This is a genomic window from Streptomyces sp. 2114.4 (genome assembly GCF_900187385.1).
Lineage (GTDB): Bacteria > Actinomycetota > Actinomycetes > Streptomycetales > Streptomycetaceae > Streptomyces > Streptomyces mooreae.
This window is the reverse complement of the sequence record NZ_FYEY01000001.1, coordinates 3,060,227-3,078,191: the sequence shown is the minus strand read 5'-3', so window position 1 is coordinate 3,078,191 and position 17,965 is coordinate 3,060,227. Positions and strand designations below refer to the sequence as shown.

The following is a 17,965-nucleotide window of genomic DNA, read 5'->3' as shown; positions in this document are numbered from 1 at the left end:
TTGCCCACTAGGAAAGTTAGCGCAGACTTTCCCGATGGGCAAGTCAAAAATCTCCGGCGGGTTGGCTGGTTCGTGCGGCTCGCGCCAGACGGTCCCCCGCGCCCTGTTGACTAGCGCTATTCACCGACCTCAATATGTGAATAGCTCAATCCATTCGACGTCAGGGAGGCACGGCCCATGTCGGGACCGCGACCCGTGCGGGCACCGCGCGGTACGGAGCTGAGTGCTCGGGGATGGCAGCAGGAAGCCGCGCTGCGCATGCTGCAGAACAACCTCGATCCGGAGGTGGCCGAACACCCGGACCAGCTCGTCGTCTACGGCGGCACGGGCAAGGCCGCGCGTGACTGGCGCTCCTTCGACGCCATGGTGCGCACGCTCACCACGCTGAAGCAGGACGAGACGATGCTCGTCCAGTCCGGCAGGCCGGTCGGCGTGATGCAGACGCACGAATGGGCGCCGCGGGTGCTCATCGCCAACTCCAACCTCGTCGGCGACTGGGCCAACTGGGAGGAGTTCCGCCGCCTGGAAGCCCTCGGGCTGACCATGTACGGCCAGATGACCGCCGGTTCGTGGATCTACATCGGCACCCAGGGCATCCTCCAGGGCACCTACGAGACCTTCGCGGCCGTCGCGGCGAAGAAGTTCGGCGGCACCCTGGCCGGGACGATCACGCTCACCGCCGGCCTCGGCGGTATGGGCGGCGCCCAGCCGCTCGCCGTCACCATGAACGACGGCGTCGCGATCTGCATCGACTGCGACCCCCGCGCCATCGAGCGCCGGATCGAGCACCGCTACCTGGACGTGCGGGCGGACAGCCTCCAGCACGCCCTCCAGCTCGCCGTCGAGGCCCGCGACCGGCGCAAGCCGCTCTCCATCGGCCTGCTCGGCAACGCCGCCGAGCTGCTGCCGCAGATGCTCGCCGAGGGTGCGCCGATCGACATCGTCACCGACCAGACCAGCGCCCACGACCCGCTGGCCTACCTCCCGGCCGGCATCGACTTCGACGACATGGCCGCCTACGCCGCCGAGAAGCCCGCAGACTTCACCCAGCGGGCCCGCGAGTCCATGGCCCGGCACGTCGAGGCGATGGTCGGCTTCATGGACGCCGGCGCCGAGGTCTTCGACTACGGCAACTCGATCCGCGGCGAGGCCCAGCTCGCCGGATACGAGCGGGCCTTCGCCTTCCCCGGCTTCGTCCCCGCCTATATCCGGCCACTGTTCGCCGAGGGCAAGGGGCCGTTCCGCTGGGCCGCGCTGTCCGGCGACGCCCGCGACATCGCCGCGACCGACAAGGCGATCCTGGACCTCTTCCCGGAGAACGAGTCGCTGGCCCGCTGGATCAAGCTGGCCGGCGAGCGGGTGCACTTCCAGGGACTGCCCGCCCGGATCTGCTGGCTCGGCTACGGCGAGCGCGACAAGGCCGGTGAGCGCTTCAACGAAATGGTCGCCGACGGGACGCTCCAGGCCCCGCTGGCCATCGGCCGCGACCACCTCGACTGCGGCTCCGTCGCCTCGCCCTACCGCGAGACCGAGGCCATGAAGGACGGCTCGGACGCGATCGCCGACTGGCCGCTGCTCAACGCCATGGTCAACGTCGCCTCCGGCGCCTCCTGGGTCTCGCTGCACCACGGCGGCGGCGTCGGCATGGGCCGCTCGATCCACGCCGGACAGGTCACCGTCGCCGACGGCACCGCGCTGGCCGGCGAGAAGATCCGCCGGGTGCTCACCAACGACCCGGGCATGGGCGTCATCCGGCACGTCGACGCGGGCTACGAGCGCGCCGACGAGGTGGCCGCCGAACGCGGCGTCCGCATCCCGATGCGCGAAGGCGAAGGCGGGGACGCGTGACCGCCTCGTTCCACGAGATGTGGGAGGAGCTGCGGCCGCTGGGCCGCAACTCCTCCTCCGGGGGCTACCGCCGCTACGCCTGGACCGGCGCCGACGCCGACTGCCGGGCGTGGTTCCGGGCCCAGGCCGAGGCCCGTGGACTCGTCTGCGAACTGGACCGCAACGGCAACCAGTGGGCCTGGCTCGGCGCCACCGGCTACCGGGACGTGGACCCGGGCGACGCCGTCGTCACCGGCTCGCACCTGGACTCCGTGCCCGACGGCGGCGCCTTCGACGGCCCCCTGGGGGTCGTCTCCTCCTTCGCCGCGCTCGATGAACTCCGCCGGAGGGGGGCGGAGTTCGACAAGCCCCTGGCGATCGTCAACTTCGGCGACGAGGAAGGCGCCCGCTTCGGCCTGGCCTGCGTCGGCTCCCGGCTCGCGGCCGGGGCGCTGACCCCCGAGGCCGCGCACCGGCTGCGCGACGGCGAGGGCATCACCCTCCCGCAGGCCATGGAGCGCGCCGGATACGACCCGGAGGCCATCGGCCCGGACCCCGAACGGCTCGCCCGGATCGGCGCGTTCGTCGAACTCCACGTCGAGCAGGGCCGTGCCCTGGACCTGTCCGGTGATCCGGTCGGCATCGCCTCCGCCATCTGGCCGCACGGCCGCTGGCGTTACGACTTCCACGGCGAGGCCAACCACGCCGGAACCACCCGCCTGGAGGACCGCCGGGACCCGATGCTCAGCTACGCCGCGACCGTGCTCGCCGCCCGCGAGCAGGCCCGGCTGGCCGGTGCCGTGGCCACCTTCGGGAAGATCAGCGTGGAGCCCAACGGCGTCAACGCCATCCCCTCGCTGGTGCGCGGCTGGCTGGACTCCCGCGCCCCCGACCAGGACACCCTGGACACCGTGATCACCGGGATCGAGCAGGCCGCCGCCGAGCGCGCCGCCCGCGACGGGGTGGAGCTGGCCGTCGTCCGCGAATCCTTCACCCCCGTCGTGGAGTTCCAGCACGCCCTGCGGGACGAGCTGAGCGCGATCCTCGGCAAGTCGGGGGAGCGGACCGTGCCCGTCCTGGGCACCGGCGCCGGGCACGATGCGGGTATTTTGTCCGCAACGGTGCCCACTGCGATGCTGTTCGTCCGCAACCCCACCGGGGTGTCGCACTCGCCCGCCGAGGCGGCGGACGAGGACGACTGCGCCGCCGGGGTCACCGCACTCGCCGACGTACTGGAGGGGCTGGCGTGCCGCTGACGCCGCAGGCAACACCGACGACGTACTGGCTCGAACACGCCTGGCTCGGCACTCACGTCGAGCCGGGCGTGACGGTGGACACCGCGGACGGCCGGATCACCGCCGTCCGCACCGGTACGGACACCCCGCCGCCCGGTGCCACCACGCTGCGCGGCCTGACCCTCCCCGGCCTCGCCAACGCCCACTCGCACGCCTTCCACCGAGCCCTGCGCGGCGTCGTCCAGGTCGGCACCGGCACCTTCTGGACCTGGCGCGAGGTGATGTACAGCGTCGCCGACCGGCTCACCCCCGACACCTACTACGCCCTCGCCCGCGCCGCCTACGCCGAGATGGCGCTGGCCGGCATCACCTGCGTCGGCGAATTCCACTACCTCCACCACGCGCCGGGCGGCACCCGCTACGACGACCCCAACGCCATGGGCGAGGCGCTGATCACCGCCGCCGCCGACGCCGGCATCCGGATCACCCTCCTGGACACCGCCTATCTCTCGGCCGGTTTCGGCGCCCCGCCCGACCACCACCAACGGCGCTTCTGCGACGGCACCGCCGAGCGCTGGGCCGAACGCGCCGACGCGCTCAGGGAGCGCGCCCACGCCCGCATCGGCGCCGCGATCCACTCCGTACGCGCCGTCCCCGCAGGGCAGCTCGGCACCGTCGCGGACTGGGCCCGCCGGCGGCAGGCCCCGCTGCACGTCCACCTCTCGGAACAGACCGCCGAGAACGACGCCTGCCGCGCGGCCCACGGCTGCACCCCCACCCGGCTGCTGGCCGACCACGGCGCGCTGGGCAGCCGCACCACCGCCGTGCACGCCACCCACCTCACCACCGAGGACATCGAGCTGCTGGGCGACTCCCACACGGGCGTGTGCATGTGTCCCACCACCGAACGCGATCTGGCCGACGGCATCGGCCCGGCCGCCCGGCTCCAGGGCCGCGGCAGCCCGCTGTCCCTCGGCAGTGACAGTCACGCCGTCATCGACCTGCTCGAAGAGGCCCGCGCCATGGAGCTGGACGAACGGCTGCGCACCCGCACCCGCGGGCACTGGACGGCCGCCGCCCTGCTGCGCGCCGCGACCGCCGACGGTCATGCCGCCCTGGGCTGGGACGACGCGGGCGCCCTGGAGAGCGGCGCGCTCGCCGACCTCACCACGATCGCACTGGACTCCGTACGCACCGCCGGACCACCGCCCCGGCTGGCCGCCGAAACGGCCGTATTCGCCGCCTCCGCGGCGGACGTACGGCACACCGTCGTCGGCGGCCGGCAGATCGTCCGGGACGGTGTGCACACCCTTGTCCCCGACGTACCCACCGCCCTCGCAGAGTCCATCGCCGCGGTACGCGGCTGAAGGAGAACACCCCCGCGATGACGACGACCTCCACGCCGACCACCACCGCCATCACCCACATCTCCCAGCTCGTCACCAACGACCCCTCCCTCGGTGAAGGCCCCCTCGGCCTGATCCAGGACGCCACGGTCGTCATCGACGGCGACCGCATCGCCTGGGTCGGTGCCTCCAGCAAAGCACCTGCCACTGACACCGCCGTCGACGCGGCCGGCCGGGCGGGTATCCCCGGCTTCGTCGACTCCCACTCCCACCTGGTCTTCGCCGGCGACCGCACCGCGGAGTTCAACGCCCGGATGTCCGGCCGCCCGTACTCCGCCGGCGGCATCCGCACCACCGTCGCCGCCACCCGCGCCGCCACCGACGAGGCGCTGCACGCCACCGTCGCCCGCTACCTCGCCGAGGCGCTGCGCCAGGGCACCACCACCCAGGAGACCAAGTCCGGCTACGGGCTCACCGTCGAGGACGAGGCCCGCGCGCTGCGCATCGCCGCCGAACACACCGACGAGGTCACCTTCCTCGGGGCGCACATCGTCTCGCCCGACTACGCCGACGACCCGGCCGGCTACGTCGACCTGGTGACCGGCCCGATGCTGGACGCCTGCGCCCCGCACGCCCGTTGGGTGGACGTCTTCTGCGAGCGGGGGGCCTTCGACGGCGACCAGGCCCGCGCCGTGCTCACCGCGGGCAAGGCCAGGGGCCTGGTACCGCGGGTGCACGCCAACCAGCTCGGCCACGGCCCCGGCGTCCAGCTCGCCGTCGAACTCGGCGCCGCCTCCGCCGACCACTGCACCCACCTCAGCCCGGCCGACATCGACGCCCTCGCGCAGTCCGACACCGTCGCCACCCTCCTGCCGGGCGCCGAGTTCTCCACCCGCGCCCGGTGGCCCGACGCCCGCCCGCTGCTCGACGCCGGCGCCACCGTCGCGCTGTCCACCGACTGCAACCCCGGCTCGTCCTTCACCAGTTCCATGCCGTTCTGCATCGCGCTGGCGGTCCGCGACATGGGGATGACGCCCGACGAGGCGGTGTGGTCGGCGACCGCGGGCGGCGCCCGCGCCCTGCGCCGTACGGACGTCGGACGGATCGCGCCCGGCGCCCGCGCCGACCTCGCCCTCCTGGACGCGCCCTCGCACGTCCACCTCGCCTACCGGCCGGGCGTCCCGCTCGTCTCGGCCGTGTGGCACAAGGGCGTGCGCGTCTGACGCCCGCCCGGCCGCAGTGATCTCCGCGCCGGCTCACCGAGCCGGCGCGGACGGCTTCCGGCACCGGTACGGGACGGCGTTCCGCACCGGCAAGCAAGAGAGGGCCCGTCCCGAGCAACCCCGGGGCAGGCCCTCCTTTGCGCGGGCGGCTGCCGGCCGCGCGGACCGGCAGGGACCGCGGTCCCTCACTCCTCGACCATCAGCCCCTTGCGGAGCCGCACGAGGGTGCGGGAGAGCAGACGGGAGACGTGCATCTGGGAGATGCCCAGCTCTTCGCCGATCTCGGACTGCGTCATATTGGCGACGAAGCGCAGCGAGAGGATCTTCCGGTCGCGCGGCGGGAGTTCGGCGATCAGCGGCTTGAGGGATTCGACGTACTCGATGCCCTCGAGCCCGTGGTCCTCGTAGCCGATGCGGTCCGCCAGCGCGCCCTCGCTGTCGTCCTCCTCGGGCTGGGCGTCCAGCGAGCTCGCGGTGTACGCGTTGCTCGCGGCCATGCCCTCCACGACCTCGTCACGGCTGATGTCGAGGCGTGCGGCGAGTTCGTGCACCGTGGGGGCGCGGTCCAGCTTCTGCGCCAGTTCGTCGCCCGCCTTGGCGAGGTCCAGACGCAGCTCCTGCAGACGCCGCGGTACCCGCACCGACCAGCTGGTGTCACGGAAGAAGCGCTTGATCTCACCGACGATGGTCGGCATGGCGAACGTCGGGAACTCGACGCCGCGGCTGATCTCGAAGCGGTCGATCGCCTTGATCAGGCCGATGGTGCCGACCTGGACGATGTCCTCCATGGGCTCGCTGCGGGAGCGGAACCGGGAGGCCGCGAACTTCACCAGCGCGAGGTTGAGCTCGACCAGGGTGTTGCGGACGTACGCGAATTCGTGGGTGCCTTCCTCGAGCGTCTCGAGACGCTCGAAGAGGGTCTTGGACAGAGCCCTCGCGTCCACCGGGCCCACCTCGTCGAACGGCGGGATCTCGGGCAGTCCCTCGATCTCAGTCAATCCCGCCAGATCGGATTCGGCGGGGAGCAACTGGGAAGGGATCTGCTCGGTCGGGTCGGACGGGGGTGTCGACGATGCGGGCTGCCGGTGGTCTTCGGTGCGCAATTCGTCGAGCCGGGGTGACATGGTCTCCTCCATCGTTCTCGGCATATGGCTGCCGATGCCTCTACGCGAAGCTGCGGTGTGCGGCGCCTCCAAAGCCGGCCGTTTCGGATGTGTGCTTCTACGCCTACCTGGGTTTGCCTGAAGATGGCAAGTACGCGTTGTCCATATATTGGGCAATACGCGGATTGTTCGGCTACCGAGAGGCGTCGGGAAGGCGTAGGGTTCGCACGAGCGCAGTAGGTAAGCAAACAGTCGTCTAGACAGCAGGAGAGGTGCGCGCGCATGGACCGCGGGACGGTCGGCAGTGCAAGCCGGGGCCGGCTTCATGTCGAGATCCGCCATCACGGCGCCAGCGCGGTCGTGACGGTTTCGGGTGAGCTCGATCACCACACCGCAGATCTGTTGCGTGAGTCACTTGACGGCTGTGTGGACGACGGATACGCACGCCTGGTGGTGGACTGCTCACCCCTTGAGTTCATGGACTCCACCGGTCTCAATGTGTTGCTCGGCGCCCGCCTGAAGGCGGAAGCCGAGGGGGGCGGAGTCCACTTGGCCGGAATGCAGCCGGTAGTCGCCCGGGTCTTCGAGATCACCGGCGCTGAGGCGGTTTTCACGGTGCACGACTCCCTCGACGCGGCCCTGGCCGACTGACATGGCGACGGTGTCCGGAACGTTGCATTCCGGGCACGTAGTCCGTGTCACAACTTCCGTACCCAAGAAGTGGGTGTTCTCACGGTCCGGTCGGGCAGGAGACATCTGAATCCGTTGAATCAGTCAGTATCTGTTTTCCGTGAACAGGCGAATCGGTGAGGTGAAGCGCTGATGAGCACCACCCGGCCGTATCCGCCGGGCGATCTCGGCCCGGAGCCGGGCAGTGCGGGTGCTTCCGCCGCCCCGGCTGCCGCCACCCCGGTGGGGCAGATCCGCCGGCTGCGCCTGGCAGGCACCCGAGGGGCCGTGGCGCGTGGCCGCGACTTCGCCCGGCAGGCGCTGCACGACTGGGGCTGGCTGCCGGCCGCGAGCGCCGACCGGCGTGCCGCGGCCGAGGATGTGCTGCTCGTCGTCTCGGAACTGGTCACCAACGCCTGTCTGCACGCCGAAGGGCCCGAGGAGCTGCGGTTGCGCAGCACCGGCAAAGTGCTGCGCCTGGAGGTCAGTGACCTCGGCGCGGGCTCGCCGGCGCCGCGCAGCCCGCACCGTCCGGGCCGTCCCGGCGGTCACGGCATGTTCATCGTGCAGCGCCTGTGCCTGGACTGGGGCGTGGTGCGCAACGCCGACGGCACGGGCAAGACCGTCTGGGCGGAGCTCGCCGCGCCGTCCTGAAGGGCGGGCGGACACCGCCGGGGAAGAGGAGAACTGAGCGCGGGCCCGAGGGCCCGCGCTTTGTCGTGTCCTAAGGGTTTGCCGAGGACGGATTTCCCGGCCGCGCGGCCCCCGGGGCGATCGGGGCTGTGCATTGCCTTCCCTCGGCAAGGTCCCCGGCGTACCTTGAGCGGCCAATCTGATGTGCCGTCAGTAACGTCCGGCGGTGCGCTCACCGGGAGAAGGGGAATCCGAGGTGGCCCGCTTCTACGAACAGCACGGCAGGCGCCCGGGCCGGGCGGCCGGTCTCGCCGCGGCCGTGGCGATGGCGGCGGGGTCCGCGGTGATGCTCACCGCACCGGCTGCCCACGCCGAGGTCGTTGACGTCAACTACCAGTGCAAAACGCCGATCGGCAGCAAGGGCGCGGTCTCGCCCATCGACATCACGAGCACGCCCGGCGGCGGCGCGTACAAGCTCGTCATGTCCTTCCGCAAGGGCGTCTCCTCCAGCCCCGTCGAGCTGGGCAAGGGCGCCATGAAGCCGAGCGCGCTGATCACGCTGGGCGGTGCGGAGAGCGGTACGGTGCCGGTCGCCGGGCCGCCCAACGACCAGGCCATCCCCGCCAACACCCCCATCAAGATCAGTGACTTGAGCGGTACGTACACCCCCAGGGGCAGCGGCAAGGTGACCTTCACCGCCTCCACGCTCACCATCAAGGCGCTGGGCACCACCACCACGTGCACACCCGCCAACCACCCCAAGCCCTCGCTGACCCTGGACGTGAAGGGGACCGGCAGCTCGGGCGACGCCTCGGGAAGCACCGGCGCTGCCGCGGCCGGCGGCGGATCCTCGGGCGGGCAGCTGCCGCAGACCGGACCCGCGGACTCCGCTCTCGCGCTGGGCACCCTCGGCGGCACCGTGCTGCTGGCCGGTGCGGCCGGCGCGCTCTGGCTGACCCGCCGTCACCAGCGGGTGTGACGCGCCGCGTGGGGCGTCAGGACCCGCGTGGTGCACCGTCGTTCTCCGCCCGCCCCCTGCCCGGCCGGCACGGGGCGCCCCCCTTGCAGCAGGAGCCGCCGATGCCCTTCCGTACCCGCACAGCGGTCAGCGGTGTGGTCCTCGCGACCGCCGCCGTGCTGCTGTGCTCCACGGCGGCCGCGGCCCGGCCGGCCGCCGCGCCACCGGGCTGGTCCGCGGCGCCCGCGCCCGGTGACGGCGCCGCGCCCGGCACAGCGGACCGCCCGTACTTCTACCTGGAGGGCGCGCCGGGCACCGTCATGAGCGACCGGCTGTCCCTGAGCAACCCCACCGGCCGCACCGTCACCGTACGGCTGCGCGGCTCCACGCCCGGCGCGTGGCTCGCCCTCGCCTCGACGGAGGTGAAGGTTCCGCCGCACACCCGGGCGAGTGTGCCGTTCACGGTGACCGTGCCGCGCGATGCCGCCCCGGGTGAGCGCTCCGGCTCGCTGCTCGCCACCCGCGGCCGGGGGAGCGGCGCGGACGGGCGGGACGCCGTACCGGTCCATCTGCGGGTGACCGGGCGGCCGTTGTCCGCGCTGACCGTCGAGAAGGTGTCGGTGCGCCGCCGGGGCCGTGCGGCGCTCATCCGGTACACGCTGGTCAACCGCGGCAACACGGTGCTCGCGCCGCGCCTTGCGGTCCGCGCCGACGGGCTCTTCGGCCCCGTGTTGCGGCGGGCCCCCCGCGCCCTGCCGACCACGCTGCGGCCCGGCCAGGGTGTCGATCTGACGGAGACGTGGGCCGATCCGCCCCGCCTGGACGCGGTGGATCTCCGGCTCACGGCGACAGCGGGCGGCGGCGCCCACGGGTCCGTCACTGCCACGTACACCACGGCCCCCTGGGGTGCGGTGGCGGGAGGGATGCTCCTTCTGGCGGCCGGCGTGGGCGGACCGGTCGTCGTACGCCGGCGGCGTCGGGCACGGGGCGCGAGTGAGGTGCCGGGCGCGCGTGGGGCAGAAGGCGCCGGGACCGCGAGGGGGACGGCCGGTGAGGTGCCACCGCCCGGCGGCGGCCGGGCGGACGCGGCGGGGCAGTTGGCGGGTACCGGACCAGGAGCGCGGTCGTGACCGGCGGCACCGGGCGGTTTTGCACCGGCCCGGCAACCCGCACCGTACGCGCCGCACGCACCACGCTCCCCGTACGACAGGGGGCGGTGGCCCTGTTCCTCCTCTGCCTGGCACTCGCGGCGGCTCCGCTCCCGGCAGCCGCCGCGCCCGCGGCCCCGTACGCCGCGGGGGAGGGGCATCCCACCGTCCACCTCTCCCGGAAGGAAGCCGGCAAGGGCGGCTCGCTCACCGTGACCGGCCGTGGCTGGCGGCCCAAGGCGCTGCTCACGCTGCTGATCTGCGGGCAGAACATGATCGGCGGTACCAATTCGTGTGCCAACGGCGACGGACGGGCGGTCACCACCGACGCCCATGGCGCGTTCCGCAGGCTCCTCCCGGTCGCCGAGCCGCCCAAACCCTGCCCTTGTGTGGTGCATGCGGCGACCGTGACCGGTGAGGCGGCCGCTGCGGAGGCCGCCTTCACGGTGGCGGGCCACCCGGTGGCGCCGCTGCCCACGGAGCGCACCGGCGGCCGGCTGACCGTGCTCGCCCAGCCGCGGCTGGCGGGCAGCAGCGGCCTGCTGACCTGGTTCGGCGCCCCCGCACGGCGTCAGCTGACCCTCACCGTCGGCAATCTCGGCTCGGCACCGGCCAAGGACCCCGTCTTCCGGGTCGGCACCTCACACGGGATCTTCGCGACGGAGTGGGAGGAGCAGCAGTGGCGGGGGACCGTACCCGCCGGGAAGAAGGCCGAGGTCACGCTGCCGGTCGAGCTGCCGGCCGGCGCGCACGGGGACTATCTGGTCTCGCTCGAATACGGCGGCAAGGTGCTGGCCGAGCAGCCCTGGGGAGTCGGCAGGCCATGGGGCGTGACGCTCTTCTGGGTGCTGCTCTGCGTGGTGGTCCCGACGGCGGCGTTCCGCATCGGGATGGCCCTCGTGGACCGGGTCCGCCCGCGCCGGTCGGGCGGCACCCGCAGGCACGGCGCGGGGCGTACGCCCTCGCCCGGACGTACGCCGGCGCCCGGACGCACACGCGCGGCCGGCATCGGACCACGCATCAGGAACCGGACCGCGCGCGAGGGCTCCACGGCCGGCCCCGGTACACCGGGGGGCCGTGCCGCGCTGCCGTGGTTCACCCAGGACACCGCACCGTCCACCACATCAACCGAACGACCGACGTCGAAAGGTTCAGCGTGATGAGGCAACGGAGGAGAGCCGCGGTGGCCTCGGTGGCCGCGCTGGTGCTCGCGGGTGCGGGCATCATGGCAGCGGCCGGGACCGCCCAGGCCGCAGAGGTGTCGTACAAGACGGAGTGTCTGCCGCCGCCGATATCGGGGCTGCCGCCGGTCGAGGGCACCACGAAGGTGGCGGTCAGCGCGCCGGAGACGGCCAAGGTGGGCGACGAGATCGAGGTGGTCTGGAAGACCGTGGAGGGGGCCTCGAAGAACCCCGACATCCTCGACCTGGGGGAGAACACCGTCCAGCCGACCGGCACGGTCAAGGTGGCCGGGGCGCAGACCGGCGATCTGGCCGTGCAGGGGCCGCGGCAGAACCCGCCGATCCCCAAGGGCAGTCCGATGAAGCTGTCCGACATGAAGGGCAAGCTGAAGCTGTCGAAGCCGGGTGAGGTCACGCTGACGCCCGGCTTCTACAACATCAACGTCAACAAGCCGATCTCGACGGACACCAAGTGCTCGCCCAAGGAGACGGTGAAGCCCGCGGTCACCATCAAGGTGACCGACGGCGGGGCCGGTTCCGGCGGCACCACGAGCGGCACGACCACCGGCACGACCAGTGGGACCACGAGCGGCACCACCACGGGTACGACCACCGGCACCACGAGCGGCACCACTTCCGGGACCACCTCGGGCGGGACCACGACGGGCACGACCGGCGGGACCACCGGCGGTGCCACTACGGGCGCCACCACCGGCGGCACCGACGGCGGTGCCACCACCGGAGGCTCCGGCGGCGACCCCGACGGCACCGCGTACAAGGGCAAGGAAGTACTGGTCCCGTACGCCTGCAAGACGCCCATCGGGGACAAGAAGGCGACCTCGCCGGTCCAGATCAACGCGGTGAAGAAGGCCGGCGGTTACGACCTGACGGTGAAGTTCAGCAAGTCCGTCATGGACAGCCCGGCGGACATCCCCAAGGGCTCGGTCAAGCCGTCGATGGACGTCAAGGTCGGTGGCGCGGACAAGGGAGCGGTGAAGGCCGAGGGGCCGGCGAACGCCGGTCCGATCAAGGCGGGGCAGCCGATAGCGATCCCCGATCTGAAGGGCACCTACAAGCCGGGCGCCACCGGCAAGGCCACGCTCACCCCGGGCGTGCTCACCGTCAACGCCCTCGGGACGACCACCACCTGCACCCCGGAGAAGGACCCGGGAGTCTCGCTCGCCCTGGACACCTCGGCACAGCAGGGCGGCACGTCCGGCGGCACCACGGGCGGGGCGGCCTCCGGTGGCGGTGCGGCGGGGCCGGCCAGTGTCTCGGGCGGCAGCGGCAGCAGCGGCGGCCTCGCCGAGACCGGCGCGAGCGACCACGGTGCGCTGACCGCGCTCGGCATCCTCGCCGGGACGGTCATCCTGCTGGGCGGGGCGGTCTTCACCTTCCTGCCCCGGCACCGGGCACGGGTCCGCTGACGCGGCACGTCCCCGACGCATAGGCGGGATACGTCCCCGGGGACGCACGAAGGGGGCGTCGCACCGCCGGTGCGACGCCCCCTTCCGCTGTCCGGGGCCGGGCCGGCAGGCGTCAGTTGACGCTGCCCATCAGCTCCTTGATCCGCTTGCGGGACGTCCAGATGCCGAGGCCGGCGATGACGGCGAACACGGCCTCCACGGCGACCGAGGCGGCGGTGTTCAGATTGACGTTCAGCTGCGGCGACGTCAGCAGACCTGACACCGAGTCACCTGCGGTGACCGCGAGGAACCAGACACCCATCATCTGGGAGGTGTACTTGGCGGGCGCCATCTTGGTGGTGACCGACAGTCCGACCGGGGAGAGGCACAGCTCACTGACGGTCTGGATGAAGTAGATCGCCACCAGCCACATCGGGCTGACCTTGCCGCCATGGGCAGCGGTGTCGATCAGCGGGATGAGGAAGACCGCGAACGAGATGCCGATCAGCGCGAGGCTGGAGGCGAACTTGACGGCGGTGCTGGGCTCCTTGTCCCGCTTGTTCAGCCACAGCCACGCCGACGCGACCACCGGGGCGAGCGCCATGATGAAGAGCGGGTTCAGCGACTGGTACCAGGACGTCGGGAAGTGGAATCCCAGCAGGTCGTTCGTCGTGGAGTTCTCGCCGAAGATCGACAGGGTGGAGCCGTTCTGGTCGTAGATCATCCAGAAGACGGCGGCGACCGCGAAGAACCAGATGTAGCCCGAGAGCTTGGACTGCTCCAGCTCCGTGAGCTCCTTGTCGCGCTTCATCCGGACCAGGACCGCGATCGGGATGACCAGACCGGCGATGGTGATCGGCATCAGCGCCCAGTCGGCGAAGTTCCCGGTCACCCCGAGCAGGGTGTAGAAGACGGCCGCGACGGCCAGCCAGATCAGGCCCTTGCGCAGCACGGACGCCTTCTCCTGGTCGGTCGCGGGCTGGGCGACGACGCTGCTCTCCGGGCTCAAGTGGCGGGTGCCGAGCAGGAACTGGGCGAGGCCGAGCGCCATGCCGACGGCGGCGAGCGTGAAGCCGAGGTGCCAGTTGACGCTCTCGCCGACGGTACCGATGGACAGCGGGGCCAGGAGGGCGCCGATGTTGATGCCGATGTAGAAGAGCGTGAAGCCACCGTCACGGCGCGGGTCTTGCGGGCCGTCATAGAGGTGGCCGACCATCGTGGAGATGTTCGCCTTCAGCAGGCCGGAGCCGATCGCGACCAGCACGAGACCCGCGAAGAAGGACGCCGCGGAGGGCAGGGCGAGCGTGATGTGGCCCGCGATGACGACGAGGGCGCCGATGGCAACCGTCTTGCGCGGTCCCCAGAAGCGGTCGGCCACCCAGCCGCCCGGCATGGCGAGCAGGTAGACCATCGCCATGTACACCGAATAGATCGCCGTGGCCGTGGTGGCCTGCATGTGCATGCCGCCGGGCGCGATCAGATACAGCGGGAGGAGCGCCTTCATGCCGTAGAAGCTGTAGCGCTCCCACATCTCGGTCATGAAGAGCGTGGCCAGGCCGCGGGGGTGGCCGAAGAAGGTCTTGCCGCCGTTCGCAGGGTTCTCCTGCTGGGCCGCGTCCTTCGTCAGGCTGGACGCCATGGATGCTTCCTTGCTGCTACGGGACGCGTTCGCTGGCCGATACGCGCCCGGGTGGGGGGATGACCGGCACCGGCGTAGCCCCGCCCGCCCCCACGTCCGGGAGGTTCGGCACCCCCGCGAGGGGCCGTCAGGACGGTCGTACTCCGGATTCCACGCCCCCCGTCTAGCTAGCGCGGCGGACCCGGTCGACAGGTCGATCACTGTCCTTCAGGGCTGGCGGTTCCAGCCCGGTACACAACGAGGGACCGTTGACGTCAGCGGAGAGTCAAAGGTCCCGGTGGTTGAGCGATGGACGTCCTGCCACCATACGTCCGGTGGCAGCGCTGTTGGGCTGCGTGAGACAACGCTCACACCGGCACGGGGAACTGTGAGCGCCCCTGCGGGTACCACGCGCCCCCGCGCGCGCCCGGGGCGTGCCCGGCTCACGCTGCAGGAACGGTCCGTCCTCGGCCATCCGCGCTGGTCCGCCCCTCGGTCCACGGACATCGGACTACCATCGGGCCATGACCCGTGTACTGCTCGCCGAGGATGACGCGTCCATCTCGGAGCCGCTCGCCCGCGCACTGCGCCGCGAGGGTTACGAAGTCGAGGTGCGCGAGGACGGCCCGACGGCGCTCGACGCCGGTATCCAGGGCAATATCGACCTCGTCGTCCTGGACCTGGGGCTGCCCGGCATGGACGGCCTGGAGGTCGCCCGCCGGCTGCGCAACGAAGGCCATTCCTTCCCCATCCTGGTGCTGACCGCCCGCGCCGACGAGGTGGACACCGTCGTCGGCCTGGACGCCGGCGCCGACGACTACGTCACCAAGCCCTTCCGCCTCGCCGAACTCCTCGCCCGGGTACGGGCCCTGCTGCGCCGCGGCTCCACCGCCGAGCCCCAGCAGCCGCCCGCCACCCACGGCGTACGGATCGACGTCGAGTCGCACCGTGCGTGGATGGGTGACGAGGAACTGCAGCTCACGGCGAAGGAGTTCGACCTGCTGCGGGTCCTGGTGCGGGACGCGGGACGGGTCGTCACCCGCGACCAGCTGATGCGCGAGGTCTGGGACACCACCTGGTGGTCCTCCACGAAGACGCTCGACATGCACATCTCCTGGCTGCGCAAGAAGCTCGGGGACGACGCCGCCAACCCCCGTTACATCGCCACCGTCCGCGGAGTCGGCTTCCGCTTCGAGAAGAGCTAGGGGCCCGTGCGCCGCCGCCTGATCAACTCCACGCTCGCCGTGGTGCTCGTCGTGATCGCCGTCTTCGGTGTCTCGCTCGTCATCGTCGAGACCCGCACCATCCAGGCCGGCGCCCAGGAGAGCGTGGCGTCCGAGGCGGTCCGGCTGGTCGGGATAGTGGAGAGCCGGCTGGGCAGCGGCGAGAAGATCACCCCGGACATCCTCTCCGAGCAGATCACCGCCAAGCGGTACGCGAAGATCAAGGTGCCGGGCAAGGCGCCGATCGAGATCGGGACGCGGCCCTCGGGCGATGTCATCCAGTCGCAGGTGAGCGGGGACCGCGGTGAGTCGGTCACGGTCCAGGCCTCCCGCTCCATGGTCAGCGCGGAGATCGGCCGGACGCTGCTGGTCATCCTGGCCGTGGCGCTGCTGGCGATCATTGCGGCCGTCATCCTGGCCGTCCGCCAGGGCCGCCGGCTGACCGCGCCGCTCACCGACCTCGCGGAGACCGCCGAACGGCTCGGCTCCGGCGACCCCCGCCCGCGCCACCGCCGCTACGGCGTCCAGGAGCTGGACCGGGTCGCCGATGTGCTGGACGCCAGCGCCGAGCGGATCGCGCGGATGCTGACCGCCGAGCGGCGGCTGGCCGCGGACGCCTCGCACCAGCTGCGGACACCGCTGACGGCGCTCTCCATGCGGCTGGAGGAGATCACCGTCACCGACGACCCGGACACCGTGAAGGAAGAGGCCACCATCGCGCTGGCGCAGGTGGAGCGGCTGACGGACGTCGTGCAGCGGCTGCTGACCAATTCCCGGGACCCGCGCAGCGGCTCCGCGGTCGCCTTCGACCTGGACGAGGTGGTCAAGCAGCAGATCGAGGAGTGGCGGCCGGCCTACCGCAGTGCGGGGCGGGCCATCGTGCGCTCCGGCAAGAAGGGACTGCGGGCCGTCGGCACACCGGGCGCGGTCGCCCAGGTACTGGCCACCCTGATCGAGAACTCGCTGATGCACGGCGACGGGACGGTCGCGCTGCGTACCCGCGTCACCGGCAACCAGGCGGTCGTCGAGGTCACCGACGCCGGGCCCGGGGTGCCGCCGGACCTCGGCTCGCGGGTCTTCGAGCGCACGGTCTCCGGCCGGAACTCCACCGGGCTCGGGCTGGCCGTCGCACGGGATCTGGCGGAGGCGGACGGCGGACGGCTGGAACTGCTCCAGCAGCATCCGCCGGTCTTCGCGCTGTTCCTGGCACGTGAGGCGGAGCCGGTCGAGGAGTGAGGCCGCGGGCGGGCCCCGGGGCTACTTCCGGGAGGCGCTGTGCGGGCGTGGTGAGCCGTCGGCGAGGAAGGACTCGGCCCTCTCCACGGCCTCCCGCGCGGGCAGGGCGCGGAAGACCCAGGTGCGGTAGGACCAGAAGCGGAAGAGCGTGGCGAAGCCGATGCCGAGGAACTTGAAGACATTGCTCTGCAGCGGGCTGTCCCAGTGGAACCCGTACGTCGCGACGTAGAGCAGACCGTTCTCGATCACCAGGCCGACCGCGCTGAACAGCAGGAAGAGCGTGAGCTCCTTCGTCCGGCCCTGTTTGTCGCGGTCACGGTAGGTGAAGTAGCGGTAGCCGAGGTAGTTGGTGCCGGTCGCCACGACGGTCGCGATGATGCTGGCCCGGACGACGGGGACCTCGGTCAGCTGCCGCACGAGGTTGAACACCACGAAGTTGACGACGACCCCCGCGCCGCCGACCGCGCCGAACTTCGCCAGTTCCCGAACGAGCACCTCCAGCCGCGACCGCAGTGCGCTCCGTTCACTCATGGGGATCGCTCAGCTCCTGTCGTGGGCGGCGTGCACGGCCGTGGGCCTGTGCTCCGGCTGTTCCGCTTCCTCATGCTAACCAGGGGCCGCGGGCGCTGCCTGCCATCTGTCAGGTCCGTGCGCAACGCCTGGCGGTCCGAACGGGGCAGCACACAGTGGCGACGGATCGGCCGACGGTGACAACGGATCAGCCGACCGTGACACGGAAGTTGAGGCTGCGGGCGCCCTTCTCGTCGGCGGCGCCGGTGCCGCAGCGCCGGCAGCGCAGCAGCCGTAAGTCCGTACGGCCCGGACGGACGGCCTCGAAGGCGAGGTAGCGGCCCGGGGCGGCCGGGGGCGGGCCGCCGGAGCCCCCGTGCGTACCGGCGGCCCTCAGGACGGCCGGGTCGGGGCGGGGCTCGGCGATGATCCAGCGGTAGCCGCCGGCGGGATCGTCGGGGACCCGCACGCTGAAGCGGTCGCCGGCGGAGACGGTGATCTCGGTGTCGTCCGCGTCATAGACCCTGGGCGCGGATAACTGGCTGAAAACGGAGTGCAGGGCGACCAGCAGCGCGGCGATCGCGACCACGATCACCAGCTTCCTGGAGCCCCCTGATATGCCACTCTTCCCCATCCGGCCTCCCCTTTT

Annotated in this window: 16 protein-coding genes; 12 read left to right on the top strand and 4 right to left on the bottom strand. The window is 71.8% G+C overall.

Annotation, left to right across the window (positions count from 1 at the left end; genetic code table 11):
• The first annotated feature begins 177 nt into the window (after positions 1 to 177).
• Genes hutU through hutI form a run of 4 tightly spaced genes read left to right on the top strand, consistent with a single transcriptional unit; the run spans position 178 to position 5,631 of the window.
• The gene (gene hutU / locus CFW40_RS13285; protein ID WP_088797988.1) at positions 178 to 1,848 is read left to right on the top strand and encodes a urocanate hydratase; all 1,671 of its coding nucleotides are present in this window, start codon (positions 178 to 180) and stop codon (positions 1,846 to 1,848) included.
• The gene (locus CFW40_RS13280) at positions 1,845 to 3,083 is read left to right on the top strand and encodes an allantoate amidohydrolase (RefSeq protein WP_088797987.1); all 1,239 of its coding nucleotides are present in this window, start codon (positions 1,845 to 1,847) and stop codon (positions 3,081 to 3,083) included. Before hutU ends, CFW40_RS13280 begins: the two co-directional genes overlap by 4 nt.
• Positions 3,074 to 4,429: a formimidoylglutamate deiminase gene (locus CFW40_RS13275; RefSeq protein WP_088797986.1), complete on the top strand. Its 1,356-nt coding sequence runs from the start codon at positions 3,074 to 3,076 to the stop codon at positions 4,427 to 4,429. The genes CFW40_RS13280 and CFW40_RS13275 overlap by 10 nt, the downstream gene beginning before the upstream one ends.
• Before the next feature lie 17 nt (positions 4,430 to 4,446).
• On the top strand, positions 4,447 to 5,631 hold the full coding sequence (gene hutI, locus CFW40_RS13270; protein ID WP_088797985.1) for an imidazolonepropionase: 1,185 nt from the start codon (positions 4,447 to 4,449) through the stop codon (positions 5,629 to 5,631).
• 185 nt (positions 5,632 to 5,816) lie between these two features.
• On the opposite strand, the gene CFW40_RS13265 is transcribed toward hutI, so the two are convergent.
• The gene (locus CFW40_RS13265; RefSeq protein WP_088797984.1) at positions 5,817 to 6,755 is read right to left on the bottom strand and encodes an RNA polymerase sigma factor SigF; all 939 of its coding nucleotides are present in this window, start codon (positions 6,753 to 6,755) and stop codon (positions 5,817 to 5,819) included.
• 261 nt (positions 6,756 to 7,016) lie between these two features.
• On the opposite strand from CFW40_RS13265, the gene CFW40_RS13260 reads away from it, so the two are divergent.
• From CFW40_RS13260 to CFW40_RS13235, 6 genes are all read left to right on the top strand, one after another.
• Positions 7,017 to 7,385, top strand: coding sequence for an STAS domain-containing protein (locus CFW40_RS13260; protein ID WP_088797983.1), 369 nt, complete (start codon positions 7,017 to 7,019; stop codon positions 7,383 to 7,385).
• A 171-nt stretch (positions 7,386 to 7,556) separates the two neighbouring features.
• Positions 7,557 to 8,057: an ATP-binding protein gene (locus CFW40_RS13255; RefSeq protein ID WP_088797982.1), complete on the top strand. Its 501-nt coding sequence runs from the start codon at positions 7,557 to 7,559 to the stop codon at positions 8,055 to 8,057.
• 235 nt (positions 8,058 to 8,292) lie between these two features.
• Positions 8,293 to 9,015, top strand: a complete 723-nt coding sequence (locus CFW40_RS13250) for an LPXTG cell wall anchor domain-containing protein (RefSeq protein ID WP_088797981.1) — start codon at positions 8,293 to 8,295, stop codon at positions 9,013 to 9,015.
• Positions 9,016 to 9,116: 101 nt separating this feature from the next.
• Positions 9,117 to 10,124 (top strand): hypothetical protein, encoded by a 1,008-nt coding sequence (locus CFW40_RS13245; RefSeq protein WP_088797980.1) that lies wholly within the window; start codon positions 9,117 to 9,119, stop codon positions 10,122 to 10,124.
• Positions 10,121 to 11,302 (top strand): hypothetical protein, encoded by a 1,182-nt coding sequence (locus tag CFW40_RS13240; protein WP_371127129.1) that lies wholly within the window; start codon positions 10,121 to 10,123, stop codon positions 11,300 to 11,302. The genes CFW40_RS13245 and CFW40_RS13240 overlap by 4 nt, the downstream gene beginning before the upstream one ends.
• Positions 11,302 to 12,750 carry a hypothetical protein gene (locus tag CFW40_RS13235; protein WP_088797979.1) on the top strand — a complete coding sequence of 483 codons (1,449 nt, stop codon included), beginning with the start codon at positions 11,302 to 11,304 and terminating at the stop codon, positions 12,748 to 12,750. Before CFW40_RS13240 ends, CFW40_RS13235 begins: the two co-directional genes overlap by 1 nt.
• A 112-nt stretch (positions 12,751 to 12,862) precedes the next feature.
• Here the strand turns inward: CFW40_RS13235 and CFW40_RS13230 are convergent, their stop codons facing one another.
• On the bottom strand, positions 12,863 to 14,368 hold the full coding sequence (locus CFW40_RS13230) for a peptide MFS transporter (protein WP_088797978.1): 1,506 nt from the start codon (positions 14,366 to 14,368) through the stop codon (positions 12,863 to 12,865).
• Positions 14,369 to 14,871: 503 nt separating this feature from the next.
• On the opposite strand from CFW40_RS13230, the gene CFW40_RS13225 reads away from it, so the two are divergent.
• Positions 14,872 to 15,552, top strand: coding sequence for a response regulator transcription factor (locus tag CFW40_RS13225; protein WP_088797977.1), 681 nt, complete (start codon positions 14,872 to 14,874; stop codon positions 15,550 to 15,552).
• Between the two features lie 6 nt (positions 15,553 to 15,558).
• Positions 15,559 to 16,806: an ATP-binding protein gene (locus tag CFW40_RS13220; protein WP_088797976.1), complete on the top strand. Its 1,248-nt coding sequence runs from the start codon at positions 15,559 to 15,561 to the stop codon at positions 16,804 to 16,806.
• A gap of 21 nt (positions 16,807 to 16,827) precedes the next feature.
• Here CFW40_RS13220 and CFW40_RS13215 read toward each other — a convergent pair whose 3' ends face one another.
• Together CFW40_RS13215 and CFW40_RS13210 are read right to left on the bottom strand one after the other, a co-directional pair.
• Complete coding sequence (locus tag CFW40_RS13215; RefSeq protein WP_088797975.1) at positions 16,828 to 17,337, bottom strand: GtrA family protein; 510 nt, start codon at positions 17,335 to 17,337, stop codon at positions 16,828 to 16,830.
• Positions 17,338 to 17,524: 187 nt separating this feature from the next.
• Positions 17,525 to 17,950, bottom strand: coding sequence for a protease inhibitor I42 family protein (locus CFW40_RS13210; protein WP_256331486.1), 426 nt, complete (start codon positions 17,948 to 17,950; stop codon positions 17,525 to 17,527).
• Positions 17,951 to 17,965 lie beyond the last annotated feature (15 nt).